The sequence below is a fragment of the Antarcticirhabdus aurantiaca genome (assembly GCF_009765365.1).
Lineage (GTDB): Bacteria > Pseudomonadota > Alphaproteobacteria > Rhizobiales > Rhizobiaceae > Antarcticirhabdus > Antarcticirhabdus aurantiaca.
The window spans coordinates 38,186-53,818 of the sequence record NZ_VTOM01000026.1 but is presented as its reverse complement, the minus strand read 5'-3'; the positions used below and the strand labels follow the sequence as shown (position 1 = coordinate 53,818).

11 protein-coding genes are annotated in these 15,633 nt (G+C 69.5%); all 11 read right to left on the bottom strand.

Annotation, left to right across the window (positions count from 1 at the left end; all coding sequences use genetic code 11):
* Positions 1–28: 28 nt before the first annotated feature.
* The 11 genes from FZN60_RS28700 to mce all read right to left on the bottom strand — a co-directional run bounded on the left by FZN60_RS28700 (position 29) and on the right by mce (position 15,617).
* The gene (locus tag FZN60_RS28700; RefSeq protein ID WP_199266640.1) at positions 29–2,545 is read right to left on the bottom strand and encodes a flagellin N-terminal helical domain-containing protein; all 2,517 of its coding nucleotides are present in this window, start codon (positions 2,543–2,545) and stop codon (positions 29–31) included.
* A gap of 185 nt (positions 2,546–2,730) precedes the next feature.
* Entirely contained in the window at positions 2,731–2,958 is a 228-nt protein-coding gene (locus FZN60_RS24140; RefSeq protein ID WP_158876076.1) for a hypothetical protein, read from the bottom strand.
* A gap of 244 nt (positions 2,959–3,202) precedes the next feature.
* Positions 3,203–4,300 carry an ABC transporter ATP-binding protein gene (locus FZN60_RS24135; protein ID WP_158876075.1) on the bottom strand — a complete coding sequence of 366 codons (1,098 nt, stop codon included), beginning with the start codon at positions 4,298–4,300 and terminating at the stop codon, positions 3,203–3,205.
* A complete protein-coding gene (locus FZN60_RS24130) occupies positions 4,297–6,243 on the bottom strand; it encodes a glycoside hydrolase family 127 protein (RefSeq protein WP_158876074.1) in 1,947 nt (648 codons plus the stop codon). Before FZN60_RS24130 ends, FZN60_RS24135 begins: the two co-directional genes overlap by 4 nt.
* A gap of 20 nt (positions 6,244–6,263) precedes the next feature.
* Positions 6,264–7,106 carry a carbohydrate ABC transporter permease gene (locus tag FZN60_RS24125; protein ID WP_158876116.1) on the bottom strand — a complete coding sequence of 281 codons (843 nt, stop codon included), beginning with the start codon at positions 7,104–7,106 and terminating at the stop codon, positions 6,264–6,266.
* Positions 7,107–7,171: 65 nt separating this feature from the next.
* Positions 7,172–8,107, bottom strand: coding sequence for a carbohydrate ABC transporter permease (locus FZN60_RS24120; protein WP_158876073.1), 936 nt, complete (start codon positions 8,105–8,107; stop codon positions 7,172–7,174).
* A gap of 107 nt (positions 8,108–8,214) precedes the next feature.
* On the bottom strand, positions 8,215–9,468 hold the full coding sequence (locus FZN60_RS24115) for an ABC transporter substrate-binding protein (protein WP_158876072.1): 1,254 nt from the start codon (positions 9,466–9,468) through the stop codon (positions 8,215–8,217).
* A gap of 109 nt (positions 9,469–9,577) precedes the next feature.
* Positions 9,578–10,660, bottom strand: coding sequence for a LacI family DNA-binding transcriptional regulator (locus FZN60_RS24110; protein WP_158876071.1), 1,083 nt, complete (start codon positions 10,658–10,660; stop codon positions 9,578–9,580).
* A gap of 354 nt (positions 10,661–11,014) precedes the next feature.
* Positions 11,015–13,027, bottom strand: coding sequence for an acetyl-CoA carboxylase biotin carboxylase subunit (locus FZN60_RS24105; protein WP_158876070.1), 2,013 nt, complete (start codon positions 13,025–13,027; stop codon positions 11,015–11,017).
* 26 nt (positions 13,028–13,053) lie between these two features.
* Positions 13,054–15,186 carry a methylmalonyl-CoA mutase gene (scpA, locus tag FZN60_RS24100; RefSeq protein ID WP_158876069.1) on the bottom strand — a complete coding sequence of 711 codons (2,133 nt, stop codon included), beginning with the start codon at positions 15,184–15,186 and terminating at the stop codon, positions 13,054–13,056.
* Positions 15,187–15,200: 14 nt separating this feature from the next.
* Entirely contained in the window at positions 15,201–15,617 is a 417-nt protein-coding gene (mce, locus tag FZN60_RS24095) for a methylmalonyl-CoA epimerase (RefSeq protein WP_199266641.1), read from the bottom strand.
* Between the last annotated feature and the right edge of the window lie 16 nt (positions 15,618–15,633).

Here is a 15,633-nt window from a genome sequence, read left to right as displayed (position 1 = left end):
AGGATGCGACCGGCAATGCCTTCGCCGCTTACTGGAAGAGGCGGAGGAGCTGCTGGGCCGACTGGTTGGCGATCGAGAGCGCCTGCACGCCGAGCTGCTGCTTGACCTGCAGAGCCTGGAGCTTGGTCGACTCTTCCGACATGTCGGCGTCCACGAGGTTGCCGACGCCCTTCTCGATCGTGTCCATCAGCGTCTGCGCGAACTCCTTCTGGAGGTCGATGCGCTTGGCCGTGGAGCCGAGCTTGGCGGCGGCGGCCGTTACGCTCTTGGCGGCCGAGTCAACGATGTTGACGTAGGCTTCGATCGCCTGCTTCTGCTGCGAGGTCGTCAGCGAGGTGAACGCGACGCTGGTGAGGTCAATGTCCACGACCGAGACCGTGTTCGAGCCAGACGTGTTGACGACGTTCGAGATCGCCAGGCTGCCGTCGCCGGCCGTCGCCTTCGTCAGCTTCAGGTTGCCGCTGACGTCCGAGGCGGTGACCGCCGCGGCGAGGCCGGCATTCTGAAGAGCCTTGTTGACGACGGTGGCGAATTGGGTGCCCGAGGACACGGTGCCGGCGGAGCCGCCGAGGGCCGCGTCGACAGTCGCCTTGTTGATCGTCACCTTCGTCGCCGTGCCGCCGTCGATCGCGAGATCGAAGGTGAGCGCGTCCCCGTCATCGAACACCATCGGACCGGAGAAGGTCGAGCCGGCCAGGGCCGACGCGTTCGTGGCAGTCGCCACAGCATCGCGGCCGGCGTTCGAAACGTTCGCCGTCAGGAAGCCGGCGGTCGAGCTAACGGCGCCGTTGCCGTCGAGCGAGACGAAGTTGTCGAAGGCAATACCCGCGCCGGAGCCCAGGGCCGTCGTGTTGAAGCGGATCGTGTTACCCGCTGGGTTCGCAACCGTCACCTTACCGGCGCCATAGGCCGTATCGAAGGCCGACTGAAGGTTGTTCTTCATGTCGGTGACGTTGGCGGCCGAAGCGATCGTCACCGTCTTCTTGTTGGCGATCGGCGCGCCGGTCACCGCATCCGGCGTGTAGAGCGTGACTTCGAACTGCAGGCGGTCGCCGGCGTCGTAGCCGGTGGCGTCGTAGGTGAAGTCGATGTTCTTCGAGGTACCGGAGCCTGCCACCACGCCCGCAGTGATGTGGGCGCCGAGATGCGACTGCGTCGAGAGGGTGCCGTCGTTGTCGGTATCGATGAAGGTCTGCGACAGGATGCCGAAGTTCTTGTTCGGACCCTCGCCGACGGTCGAGAAGGTCAGCTTCTCGGCACCGCCCGTGATATCGGCCACGACGTTGACCTTACCGGCGCCGAGGATGGTGCCGTCGCTGATCTTCGTCGCCGACGCGATGGCGGTCTTCAGATCGGTGGCGAAGGCGGCGGTGGCGGCAACGCCGCCGTTGGTCAGAGCAACGGTCGTCTCGTAGGTCTCGCCGTCGTACTGGAAGCGGAACTTCAGAGAGTCGCCGACATCCTGCGAGGCGGTAGCCGTGAGGGCGTTGACCGGGCCGGTCGTCGCCGCCGCGGACGTGCCGAAGCCGCCGTTCGGGACCATGCCGAGGTTGGAGGTGGTCACGCCGTCACCGTCCACGGCCGCAAGGCTGGTGACCGCAATGGAGGAACCAGCGCCAGTGGCGTCCGACGTGAACTTAATCTTGTTTGTCGTGGGGTCGATCGTGGCCGTGACGCGGCCAGCGCCGACGGCGGCATCGATCGCATTGTTGAGGTCGGTTTCAAACGTAGCGCGCGTGGCGACGTTGGTCAGGGCGACGCGAACCGCAGCCGGCGCACCACCGTCGACGGCGATGTTGAAGGTCAGCGAGTCGTTGACGTCAGCGCCGGTCGCGCTCCAGGTGCCGAGGGTGACCTCACCGGCCTTGACGGTGCCGACCGAGAAGCCGGCCGTCGAGACGGCGGTGTCGAGGCCCTGCTTGGCCGGAGCCGGACCGGAAGCCGCATTGCCGCCGAAGCCGAGGCCGAGAGAGACCTGACCGTCGAGGATGCCGTTGGCGTTGGCGTTGGCGTCGAAGAGCTTCACGTCCGAGATGTCGACGGAGATAGTACCGATCGAGATCGAGCCGCTTGCCGAGCGCGAGAAGGAGGCGACGACCTCCTTGGAGGCGCTATAGGTCGAGTTGTTGGACGAGTCGACCGAGAGCCAGTTCTCGCCCGAGAACGAGGCGCCGCCGGCGATCGACTTGAGCTGGTTCTGGAGATCCTTGATCTCCTGCTGCAGCTTGGTGCGGTCGATGCCTTCCTGGCGTGCCGAAGTGATTTTGGCGGAGAGCTCGTCCAGAACGTCCTTGGTCGAGTTCAGAGCTTCGTAAGCGACGTCGACGGTGGCGGCGCCGAGGCCGAGCGCGTCCTTGACGGTCGCGAGCGACTTGTTGTCGGACTTCAGGGTCGTGGAGATCGACCAGTAGGCCGCGTTATCCTTGGCCTCGCCGATCTTGTAGCCGGTGGAGATGCGATTCTGGGTCGCATCCATGGCATTGTTGGTCTGCTGGAGGGTGCGCAGCGCCGTAAGGGCGGCCGCGTTGGTGTTCACGCTGGTCATGTTTGGGGAAGTCCCTGATACGTAACACGTAGGGACATGCGGCCTGGCCGCGATCGGCAGAGCGGATGCATCTCCTCGACCGCTGCATCGCGGTCGCTGCCGATGAGCTGAAGCTAGTCGTCGACGGTGAAGAATTGCCTAACCGGCGCTCGGATCGGTCACGCAGACTTCGTTTCGCCCCGCGCTCAGGTCCAGTCGTCGAGCGTGCCGAGAAGCTTGTAGCGTGCGTGCTTCTCCAGGGCTTCCTTGCCCGCCTCGAAGGCGTCCGCCTCGCTGGCATAGGCCATCGGCCCCTCGCGCTCGACGGTTCCCGCCTCGCGGCTCCGGATGCGCCAGTGCCATCCTTCCGGCTCGCCCGGCACCGCCTCGACCTCCAGCGCGTACAGCTTCTCGACTTCGTCCGGGATGCTCAAGGATGGTTCTCCGCACCGATACCGACCTGAGGACGAGATAGGGCGCGATCGCGTCGCGACCTCCCGTCGGGAGCGCGGCTTCGACGGAACGGGAGCCGCGAGGCGAAAGGGATCGGGCATCGGGGCTTGAACGCTTCCGTCAAGCTGGCGGCCTGCCCCCTCCCCTCGCCTCCTCTTTCGTCTCGCGGAGCGGCGGGGAAACTGAAGCAGCTCGGCGGTTTCATTCCGGCGCGCCGTCGACCCGTCACCGCAGCCGCTTGCCCGAGGCGTCGAAGACGCGCATGTCGCTCGGGTCGCAGGCAATTGCGAGGCTCGTGCCGGCGGCCGGCACGGGGCCCCGGCCGGCCTCGACCACGAGCGAAAGATCCGGGCCGCATTGGCCATAGAGATAGGTCGTGCCGCCGAGGAACTCGGCGAAGTCGACGGTGAAGGGAAGGCCGGGCTCGTTCTCGCGCGCCGGGCGCAGGTGCTCGGGGCGGATGCCGAGCTTGACGTCGAGCCCCGGGCCGGCGCGGGTGCCGAGCGCAGGCGCCGGCAGGCGGCTGTCGCCGACGAGGAGGCTTGCCCCCTCCAGGCGGGCGTCGAGGACGTTCATCTTGGGAGAACCGATGAAGCCCGCGACGAAGAGGTTGTCGGGATCGTCGTAGAGCGCGGCGGGCGAGCCGACCTGCTCGACGCGGCCGGCGCGCAGGACCACGATCCGGTCCGCGAGGGTCATCGCCTCGGTCTGGTCGTGGGTGACGTAGATCATCGTGTTGCCGAGACGGCGGTGCAGCTTGGCGATCTCGATGCGCATCTCGACGCGCAGCTCCGCGTCGAGGTTGGAGAGCGGCTCGTCGAACAGAAACACCTGCGGATCGCGCACGATCGCCCGGCCGATGGCGACGCGCTGGCGCTGGCCGCCGGAGAGCTGGCCGGGCTTGCGGTCGAGAAGCGGCTGGAGGTGCAGGATCTCGGCGGCCGCCCCGACATCGCGCGCGACCGCGGCCTTCGGGCGGCCGGCCATGCGCAGGCCGAAGCCCATGTTCTCCGCCACCGTCATGTGGGGGTAGAGCGCGTAGGACTGGAACACCATCGCGATGCCGCGGCGCGAGGGGTCGACATCGGTGACGTCGCGCCCGCCGATGGCGATCTCGCCCTCGCTCACCTCCTCGAGCCCCGCGATGGTGCGCAGCAGCGTCGACTTTCCGCAGCCGGAGGGCCCGACGAAGACCACGAACTCGCCCGGGCGGATGTCGAGGTCGATGTTTTTCAGCACCTCGACGGCGCCGAAGCTCTTCGACACGCCCCGCAGCTCCAGCCCGCCCGCCCTGGCCGCCGGGTGGCGCGCCGGCGCGCTCACGCCCCCTCCTCCTGCCGGATCCAGACCAGCATCTCGCCCGGCGCCCGGTTGTCCCAGGCATAGTAGGGCACGGCGAGGATGGTAGCCGCGGCGCGCGAAGGGGCCTCGGTCCGGTAGAGCGGCCCTCCTGCGTCGGCCGCCTCGCGCGAAGCCTCCGCGACCAGCGCCACCGCCCCGCCGAGGTCCTCGGCCGGCTCGCAGCGGAAGGCGCTGCCCGGCCGCAGCACCACGGAGTTCAGGAAGGCGCCGTTGTCGGCCTCCTCCAGGCAGTAGACGAGCGGCCCGCGCTGGAGCGCGACGCGCCCCTGGTCGGCGCCGACCTTGGGGTGGGCGCGCAGGCGCTCGACCGGCATGTCGATGTCGAGCTCGACGACGTCGCCCGCGGCCCAGACGCGGCGCAGCGTCAGGTAGCCGTTCGCCGTGCCGGCCGCGAGATCCACCGGCTCGCGGTTGACGTGCACCGACACGCCGGGCGACCAGCCCGGCAGGCGCAGATGCAGGGCGAACTCGGCCGGCGAGGCCAGGTCGACGGTCAGGCGCACCGCGCCGTCGGCGGGGTAGCGCGTCTCCTGCGCGATCCGCACCTTGATGCCCGCCGCCTCCAGCTCGGCGATGCTCTCGCAGTAGAGGTGGACGGCGATCTCGTTCTCGGCCTCGCCGTAGATGTAGGTGCCGACCGAGGCGACGAGGCGGGCGATGTTGGGCGGGCAGCAGGGGCAGCGGTGCCAGCGCCAGCGATGGTGGCCGCCGCGGCTTTCCAGCGGATTTTCGTAGAAGAAGGTCGTCCCGTCCAGCGAGAGCCCGGCAAGCGCGCCGTTGTAGAGCGCCCGCTCCATCACGTCGGCATAGGCGCGGTCCGGCCCGGGGCCGAGCATCCGGCTCGCCCAGAAGACCAGCGACACGGCCGCGCAGGTCTCGGCATAGGCGGTCTCGTTGGGCAGGTCGTAGTCGAAGGTCAGGCCCTCGTTGAAGTGCGAGGGCCCGAAGCCGCCGGTCACGTAGAGGTTCTTGTCGGTGAGGTGCTCCCAGAGCGAGCGCAGCGCCGGCTGGAGCGTCTCGTCGCCGAACTCGGTGGAGACGTCGGCCATGCCGGAATAGAGATAGGCGGCCCGCACCGCGTGGCCGACGACGCGGCGCTGGTCGCGCACCGGCTCGTGGCTCTGCGTGTATTCGTGGCTGCCGAAGTAGTAGTCCTTCGGCCCCTCGCCCCGCTTCTCGGCCTCGCGGTCGAAATAGTGCGGCGCGCGGCCGCGCTGGTCGACGAAGAACTTCGCCAGGTCCAGGTAACGCTGCTCGCCGGTCGCGCGGCCGAGCCGGACGAGGGCGAGCTCCACCTCGGGATGCCCGCAATAACCGGGGATCTCGCCCTCGCCGGTGCCGAAGACGTCGATGATGTGGTCGGCGTAGCGCGCCATGATGTCCATCAGCCGGCGCTTGCCGGTGGCGTGGTAGTAGGCGACGGCGCCCTCGATCAGGTGCCCCGCGTCGTAGAGCTCGTGGCAGTCGCGCAGGTTGGTCCAGCGCTTGCCGGGCTGGATGCGCTGGTACCAGGAATTGAGGTAGCCGTTCTCGTCCTGGAGGCGCGCATAGGCCTCGATCACCGCGTCGACGCGCGCTTCGAGGGCCGGGTCGGGCTTGCGGAACAGGGCATAGGCCGCCGTCTCGATGCTCTTGCCGAAGTCGGAGTCCCAGAACATCTGTGTGGAAACGGTGCTGTTGTTCTGGAACGGGATGCGGATGCCGGGATTGGGCCGGTCCGGATCGATCTGGTCGAGCATGCCGGCTTCGATGCAGCGGTCGAGCAGCGTGTGGGCGGTGACGGTCGCGACGGTGTCGATGCGCGGGCCGAAGAATCCCCCGACGCGCACCTGATGGACGGCGGGCGGGCGGAACTTCGACTTCGGGCGAACGGCGTCGCGGGCGATGTCGGCGTGCTGGTTCATGGGATGTGACCTTCGGTGGTTCACTTCACCGCGCCGGCCGTCAGGCCGCGGATGTAGAAGCGCTGGAGGGACAGGAACAGGAGGAGGCAGGGGACCATCATCAGCGTCACGCCCGCCTGGAGCGCGCCCCAGTCGATCGAGCCGAAGCGGCCCTGGCGCACCACCATCATCATGACGGGGAGCGTGTAGTTGCGCTCGTCGGTGAGGAACACGAGGGCGGCGAGGAACTCGTTCCAGGCGTTGAGGAAGGCGAAGAGGCCGACCGAAACGATGCCGGGCAGCGCCAGCGGCGTGAGCACCCGAAGGAGGAGCTTGAGCCCCCGCACCCCGTCGATGCGCGCGGCCTCCTCGATCTCCTTGGGGATCGCGTCGAAGGCGTTCCGCATCATGAAGACGGAAAAGGGCAGCTGCAGCGTGACGTAGATGAGGACGAGGCCGACCAGCGTGTTCTGGAGGCCGAGCTTGGCCAGCACCAGGAAGAGCGGCGTCAGGATCGACTGGAAGGGCACCATGATCGTCGCGAGGATCATGACGAAGACGAGGCTCTTCAAGGGGAAGCGGTAGCGCGAGAAGCCGTAGCCGGCGAGCACCGAGACGAGGATGGTCAGCGCGGCGGTCGCGAGCGCGACGATCAGCGAGTTGCCGGCATAGTGCCAGATGCCCTCGCCGAAGCCGTCGAGCCGGGCGAAGCTGTCGAGGCTCGGCCCCGCCTTCGGCCAGGGCGGCAGCGGCGGGTTCACCGCCTCGGCGGCCGGGCGGAAGGCGGCGAGCACCAGGAAGGCGATCGGCGCGAGGAACAGGACCGCGACGAGGATGCCGGCGAGGTGGAACAGCGCGCGGTGGAGGCGATCGGCCGGGCGCAGCCTCCTGCGGGGCCGGGGCGGCGTTGCACCGGCGGACGCGGCGGCGGGCGTGTCGAGGGCGAGGCTCACCGCGCCTCCTCCTTGTCCCGGAGGAGCCACATCTGGACGACGCTGAGCGCGACCAGGATGACGAGGAGCACCATCGACAGCGCCGCGCCGTAGCCGAGGCGGAACGACACGAAGGAGGTGTTGAAGATCCAGTAGACGGCCGTCACGGTCTGGTTCTGCGGGCCGCCGGCCAGGATGATGTAGAACTGGTCGAAGGCCAGCATCGAGCCCGAGACGCACAGGACCAGCGCCAGCGCGAAGGGCCGGCGGATCAAGGGCAGGGTGATGTGGCGGAAGCGCTGGAGCGCGCTCGCCCCGTCGATGCGGGCGGCCTCGGTGTAGTCGGCGGGAATGGACTGAAGGCCGCTCATCAGGATCACCATGTAGAAGCCGGCCATCTTCCAGACGACCATGACCGTCACCGACCAGAAGGCCGGATCGAAGGTGGCAAGGATGTTGACGCGGCCGCTCGTCAGCCCGAGCGCCTCGAAGAGCGCGGGAAAGAGGCCGGAATCGACGTTGGCGAGCCAGGCCCAGAGGAGGCTCGCCGAGGCGAAGCCGATCACCACCGGCAGGAAGAAGGCGGTGCGGTAGAGCGCGACGGCGCGGCCCGTGCCTTGCGCGAAGAGGGCGAGGGCGAGGCCCGTGCCCAGAAGCCCGATCGTGGCGAAGAGCGTGTAGTAGCTGGTGAAGCCGAGGGCCCGCCAGAAGGCCTTGTCGTTCCACAGGGCCTTGTAGTTGGCGAGGCCGATCCAGCGGGGCAGCCCGAGGAGCGGCCAGTTGTGCAGCGACATCCACACCGTCGTGCCGAGCGGCAGGACGAAGAACACGAGAACGAGCGCGAGCGCCGGCGCCACGTAGAGGAGGCCGGCAAGGTCGCGCCGCCGGCGCCTGGAACGTCGGGAGGAAACCGCCGGGCGCGCGGCAAGGGCCTGTCCGGTGATGGCCGACATGAGGCGAGCCTTTCTCCGCCGACGGGGCGTCGGGGCGAAGCTGTGGGATGATGGAGTGCGGCGGCGGGCGGACCGGGAGGCTGTCCGCCCGCCGCCGCGGCGACGTGTCAGCCGGCGGTGTCGATGATCGACTGCATGGCCGCCTGGCCCTCCTCGACCGCGGGGCCGATCGAGGCTTCGTCGCCGAAGAAGGCCTTGTTCAGCATGCTGATCCAGGGGCCGTTCGCGGAGTTGATGAGGTCGTTGAACACCACGGAATAGGGCGTCTTGCCGTTCGCCATGGCTTCCGCCGCGATGAGGTAGCGCTCGTCGAGCCCGGCGAGCGCCTCCTTGGCGACGTCGGCGCGCACCGGCAGCGAGCCGTTCCGGGCGAGCAGCGTCTGGCCTTCCGGCGAATAGGCGTAGTCGAGGAAGGCCTTGATCGCCTCCATCTTGTCCGTGCCGTTGGACACGACGAAGTTGTCGCCGCCCGCGAAGGAGGAGGAGCCGCCGTCCTTGCCGGGCAGGAAGGTCACGCCGTATTCGAGGTCGGGGAACTGCTCGTTGAGGGCGCCGATGGCAAACGCGCCGGAGGGCGAGATGCCGATCTTGCCGGTGGCGAAGGCGGCGAAGAAGTTCGAGCCCGTGTCGGTCTGCGAGCCCGCGGGCACGAGGCCGTCCTTCACCATGCCCTGGTAGAAGGCAAGGGCGTCGCGCATCTGCGGCGTGTCGATGGTCGCCTCTGTGCCGTCGGCGTTGAAGATGTCGCCGCCCGACGCCCAGATCAGCGGCGTGAAGGTGAAGATGTTGCAGCCGCCGCAATTGCCCGAGAAGTAGAAGCCGTCGACGCCGTTGCCGAGCGCGTCGACCTTCTCGGCGTCCGCGCGGATCTCGGCCCAGGTCGTCGGCCCCTTGTCCGGATCGAGCCCGGCCTCGCGGAAGAGCGTCTTGTTCCAGACGAGGACGGAGGAATCGGCCGAGAAGGGCAGGCCGTAGATGCGGTCCCCATAGGTGCCGACCGACAGGTGCGCCTTGGAGAGCTGGTCGAAGTAGGGCAGCGACTTCGCCAGATCCGTGATGTCCTGAAGCTGCCCGGACGCGGCGAAGGAGGGCGTGTAGATGAGGTCGAGCGAGAGCGCGTCCGGAGCCGTGCCGCCGGCCGCGGCGACGGCGTACTTCTGGACGAGCTCGTTGGTCGGGACGATCTGCAGCTCGGCCTTGTGCCCGCTCTGGCTCGCGTTGAAGGCGTCGACGAGCTTGGGCATGAAGGTCGAGCTGTCGGCGCGCGCCCAAAGGGTGAAGGTGTCGGCCTGCGCGCCCGGCGCGAAGGCGGAGACTGCGGCGGCGAGGGCGCCGAGCCGCGCGAAGTGGCGGATGATCATTGGTCTGCACTCCTCCCTGGATGCGCCCGCCCCTCGGCGGTGCGCGATTCATGTCTGCTGCGAGGCCCGCCCCGTTCCTCCCGGACGGCGCCTCGGCGACGGCTCGGCCTCAGCCGCCCGCGCCGCCGCAGGAGCGGCGCACCACGAGGCGGCACGGCAGTCGCCGCGTGCCCGGCTCGACCCGCTTCCCGTCGATCATGTCGAGAATCGTCAGGCCCGCCTGCCGGCCGACTTCCTTGAGCGCCATGTCGACGCTGGTCAGGGCCGGACGGGTCGCCTGCGCGAAGATCTCCCAGTTGTCGAAGCCGACGACGGCCACGTCGTCCGGCACGCCGACGCCCATCAGCGCCAGGGCGTCCATGAGGCCGCGGGCGATCTGGTCGTTTCCGCAGAATACGGCGTCCGGGCGCTCCGGTCCGGTCTCCGGCCCGAACAGGAGGCCGGCGGCGCGAAAGCCGAAATCCTCCGACCACTCGCCCGACAACGGCTCGCCGAAGGGCGAAAGGCCCGCCTCGGCCAGCGCCCGGCGCCAGCCGGCCTCGCGCATGGGGACGGCGGCGAAGCCGACCGGACCGGTGACGTGGGCGATGCGCCGACGCCCGAGCCCGGCAAGGTGCGCGACCGCGAGCGCGGCGCCCGCCTCGTCGTCCGGCTCGAAGCCGATGCCGCCCGGCGGCCGGGCCGAGTAGACGTGGACGACGGGCAGGCTCAGTCCCGAAAGGTCCAGCGGCAAGGCGCGATCGACGCGCTTGCCGGCGAGAACGAGCCCGTCGACGCACTTCTCCTGCATGGCGTCGAGGTTGACCCGCGCCCGCTCGGGATCGTCCTCGATGGCGCAGAGAAAGACCGACACGCCGCGATCGACCATGGCCTCCGAAAGGCCGGCCGCGACCGGCAGGGTGAAGCGACCGTAGGTGTCGTTGGTCAGAAGGCCGAGGGTGAAGGAGCGCTGCGAGACGAGCGCGCGGGCCATGGCGTTCGGCCGGAAGTTCAAGGCGCGGGCGGCGGCCTGAACCCGCTCGCGCGTTTGCGGCATCATGCTGCCGCGCTCGTTCAGCGCCTTGGAGGCCGTCGCGACGCTGACGCCGGCCATGCTCGCGACCTGCCGGATGGTGACGCGCCCGGCCCGACCAGGTGCATCGTCCTTGTCCGAAGGCGGATCGCCCGCAGGTTCCGAATCGTCAAGCGCCATTGTGTGCGTCGCAGAAAAACGTTTTCCTCAACCAAGGAAACCGTTTTCTTTGGTTGTTGTCAACGGAGAATTGTGGACTCGGGTAGCGGGATCCGGAATGCGGTGGATCCCTCGGTCCGTCTTGGCCGCTCGAGACTGGCCGGACCCCGCCCTTGCCGACCACCATCCCGACAAGGACCTTCGGCTCCTCGGTGGGGCACACGCAACAGGATACCGAAATAACGCAAAGGTCGAGCGGAAATCGATCGCGCCGACGCCCGAGCCTTCCGCGCCAGGGACATGGCCGGGCGCTCGCGCTTGCGCGCTTGGTTTGGTCCGGTCGGGGTCAGGGATCGGAGCGGACGAGGCGGCCCGTCAGCTCATTTCCAGGATGATCTGATCGACGGCGAGGCTGTCGCCGGGCGCGGCCGCGACACGGGCGACGGTGCCCGGCTTGGTCGCGCGCAGGATGTTCTCCATCTTCATCGCCTCGACCACGGCCAGCGGCTGGCCCGCCTCGACGCGGTCGCCCGCCTTGACGTGGAGCTGCGTGAGAAGGCCCGGCATCGGGCAGATCAGGAGCCGCGACAGGTCGGGCGGCGTTTTTTCCAGCATATGGGCCGACAGCTCGAAGAGCCGCGCCGTGCCGATCGTCGCCCGGTGAGTCGCGCCGCGCGCGACGAGGTCGAAGCCGCCGGGGCGCCGGCGCAGGCGCATCGCGACGGGCTCGCCGTCGATCGTCCCCTCGAAGACCGCCTGCCCCGGCCGCCAGGCGCTGCGCACCTCGGCGGACAGGCCGGCGAGATCGACGCGCCAGAGCCCCTCGCCTTCGCCGCGAACCCGAACGTCGTGCCGCGTGCCGCCGATCGAGACGATGCGGGCCTCCGCAATGGCGATCGGCCCGCCGAGCTGCCCCGACAGGCTCGCGTCGCGCGCCCGCCAGGCATGGTCCGCCACGGCCGCGACGACGGCGAGCCGGTGCCCGAGCGCCTCGGAGGCGGGCGCGCCGGAAAAACCCTCCGGATACTCCTCCGCGATGAAGCCCGTGGTCAGGTGCCCCTCGCGGAAGCGCGGGTGCTGCATCAGCGCCGACAGGAAGTCGACGTTGTGGCCGATGCCCTCGATCCGGAACCGGTCCAGGGCCTCGACCTGGAGGTCGGCGGCCGCCTCGCGGGTCTCGCCATGCGTGACGAGCTTGGCGATCATCGGGTCGTAGAAGCGCGAGATTTCCGAGCCCTCAGTGACGCCGTCGTCGACGCGCACCGTGCCGCCGTTCGGGCGCGTGCCGGCCGGCGGCGGCCCGTAGCGCACGAGGCGCCCGGTCGAGGGCAGGAAGCCGCGATAGGGATCCTCGGCATAGACGCGCGTCTCGATCGACCAGCCGTCGAGCCGCACGTCCTCCTGCGCGACGCGCAGCTTCTCGCCAGCCGCCACGCGGATCATCTCCTCGACGAGGTCGAGGCCGGTGACGAGCTCGGTCACGGGATGCTCGACCTGGAGGCGAGTGTTCATCTCGAGGAAGTAGAAGCTCTCTCCGCTCGGATCGGCGCCCGAGACGATGAGCTCCACCGTGCCGGCCGAGTGGTAGCCGACGGCCTTCGCCAGCGCCACGGCCTGCTCGCCCATGGCGCGCCGCATCTGCGGCGTCACGAAGGGCGACGGCGCCTCCTCCACGACCTTCTGGTGCCGGCGCTGGATCGAGCATTCGCGCTCGCCGAGGTAGAGCACGGTGCCGTGCTTGTCGCCGAGCACCTGGATCTCGATGTGGCGCGGCTCCTGAATGAACTTCTCGATGAAGACGCGGTCGTCGCCGAAGCTCGCGAGGCCCTCGCGCTTCACCGCCTCGAAGCCCTCGCGAACGTCCGCTTGCGTCCAGGCGAGGCGCATGCCCTTGCCGCCGCCGCCGGCCGACGCCTTCATCATCACGGGAAAGCCGATCTCACCCGCGATCGACACGGCGTCCTCGGTCGAGGCGATCTCCCCGAGATAGCCCGGCACGACGTTGACGCCGGCTTTCGCCGCGAGCTTCTTCGACTGGATCTTGTCGCCCATCGCCGCGATGGCCTCCGGCGGCGGCCCGACGAAGGCGATGCCGGCCTCGGCGCAGCTCCTCGCGAAGCTCTCGCGCTCCGACAGGAAGCCGTAGCCGGGATGGATGCAGTCGGCGCCGACCGCCTTCGCGGCCTCCAGGATCAGGTCGGCGCGCAGGTAGCTCTCGGCGGCCGGCGCCGGCCCGAGCCGCACCGCCTCGTCGGCCATCTGAACGTGCGGCGCCCGCGCGTCGGCGTCCGAATAGACCGCGACCGTCGCGATGCCCATCCGCTTGGCGGTCCGCATGACCCGGCAGGCGATCTCGCCGCGATTGGCGATGAGGATCTTCTTGAACACGGTGAACTCGATCCTTCGCGTTGAACTCAAGCCGGCGGCATGTTGTGGCCGAGGAGGCGGAGCACCCGCCCCGCGGCGTCCACGAGGTTGGTGCCGGGGCCGAAGATCTCCGCGACCCCCGCCGCGCGCAGCTCGGCATAGTCCTGCGCCGGGATGACGCCGCCCGCGACCACCCGGATGTCGGCCCGCCCGGCGTCCCGCAGGTGCCCGATCATCTCGGGGATCAGCGTCCGGTGGCCCGCCGCCAGCGAGGAGGCGCCGACGACGTCGACGTCGCTCTCGATGGCAATGCGCGCGGCCTCCTCCGGCGTCTGGAACAGCGTGCCCGGCACGACCTCGAAGCCGAGATCGCCGAAGACGGAGGCGACGAGGTTGGCGCCGCGGTCGTGCCCGTCCTGGCCCATCTTGGCGACGAACAGGCGCGGCGCGCGCCCGAGCCGCCGCGACACCGCCTCGACGCCCTCGCGCAAGGCCTGCCATTTCGGGTCCGCCCCTTGCGCCGCGCCGTAGACCCCGGAAACCGGCGTCGGCTTCGTCTCGAAGCGCCCGAAGACGTCCTCCATCGCCGCCGAGATCTCGCCGAGCGTCGCCCGCGCCCGCGCGGCTTCGATCGCAAGCTCCAGGAGGTTGCCCTCGCCCCGCGCCCCCTGGCGCAGGGCCTCCAGCGCCCGCCTGCAGGCCGCCTCGTCGCGCCCGCGCCGGTTCGCCTCCAGCCGCCGCACCTGCCCTTCGCGGACCAGATGATTGTCGACGGCGAGGATCTCCAGCGCGTCCGCTTCGCCCTCCGGCAGGCGATACTTGTTGACGCCGACGACGACGTCCTCGCCCCGGTCGATCCGGGCGGCCTTGGCCGCGGCGGCCTCCTCGATCATCGCCTTCGGCCAGCCGGCCGCGACCGCCTTGGCCATGCCGCCTTCGGTCTCCACGCGCTCGACGATCGCCCAGGCCGCGTCCGCGATCTCGCGCGTCAGGCTCTCGACGTAGTAGGAGCCGCCGAGCGGATCGACGACGTGCGGAATGCCGCTCTCCTCGGCGATCACGAGCTGGGTGTTGCGCGCGATCCGGGCGGAAAAGTCGGTCGGCAGCGCGATCGCCTCATCCAGGGCATTCGTGTGCAGCGACTGCGTGCCGCCGAGCACGGCCGCCATGGCCTCGATCGTGGTGCGGATGACGTTGGTGTGCGGGTCCTGCTCCTGCAGCGAAACGCCGCTCGTCTGGCAGTGGGTGCGCAGCACCTTGGAGCGCTCCTCCCGCGCGCCGAGCTGCGTCATCGCCCGGTGCCACAGGAAGCGCGCGGCCCGGAGCTTCGCGACCTCCATGAAGACGTTCATGCCGATCGCGAAGAAGAAGGACAGGCGCCCGGCGAAGGCGTCGACGTCGAGACCCCTGGTCTTCGCCGCCCGCACGTATTCCATGCCGTCTGCGATGGTGAAGGCGAGCTCCTGCACCTGCGTCGCCCCGGCCTCCTGCATATGGTAGCCGGAAATCGAAATGGAGTTGAACTTCGGCATCCTCGCGCTCGTGAAGGCGATGATGTCCGCGACGATCCGCATCGAGGGCCCGGGCGGGTAGATGTAGGTGTTGCGGACCATGAACTCCTTGAGGATGTCGTTCTGGATCGTGCCCTCCAGCCGCTCCATCGGCACGCACTGCTCCTCCGCCGCCACGACGAAGAAGGCGAGAACCGGGATCACCGCCCCGTTCATGGTCATCGACACGCTCATTTCCCCGAGCGGGATGCCGTCGAAGAGGATCTTCATGTCCTCGACGGTGTCGATGGCGACCCCCGCCTTGCCGACGTCGCCGGACACGCGGGGATGGTCGGAATCATAGCCGCGATGGGTGGCGAGGTCGAAGGCGACCGACAGTCCCTTCTGGCCGCCCGCGAGGTTGCGCCGATAGAAAGCGTTCGACTCCTCGGCCGTCGAGAAGCCGGCATATTGCCGGATCGTCCAGGGCCGGCCCGCATACATCGAGGCCTTCACGCCGCGGGTGAAGGGCGCAAAGCCCGGCAGGCCGGGATCCCAGCCGTTCAAGTCCTCCGCCGTGTAGAGGGGCTTCACCGCGATGCCCTCGGGCGTTTCCCAGGTCAGGTCGCGTCCCCTGGTCTCCTTTGCGGCCAGGGCCTCCCAGTCGGCGCGCGTCGGTTTGTCGCCCATGGCTCGATCCTCCTTCAATGGCCGGCCGCCGGCGGCTCCATCAGCTCCACCAGGACGCCGCCCATGTCCTTCGGGTGCAGGAACAGGACGAGGCTGCCATGCGCTCCCGGCCGCGGCTCGCCGAGCGCCCGGACGCCGAGGCCGGCGAAGGCGTCCCGCGCCGCCTCGACGTCGGGCACCTCGTAGGCGACGTGATGCTGCCCGCCGGCCGGGTTGCGCTCCAGGAAGCCGCGCAGCGGCGAGTCCGCGCCGAGCGGGGCGATCAGCTCGATCTCGGTGTTGCCGGCCGAGACGAAGCAGACGCGAACGCCCTGGGGCTCCAGGTCGAAGGGCGCGCCCACCGCGTCCGTTCCGAACAGCGCGCGGTAGCGCCCGAGCGCCGCGTCGACGCTCGGCACCGCGACGCCGACGTGGTTCAGCCGGCCGAGCAGGCCCGCGCGGTCCCCG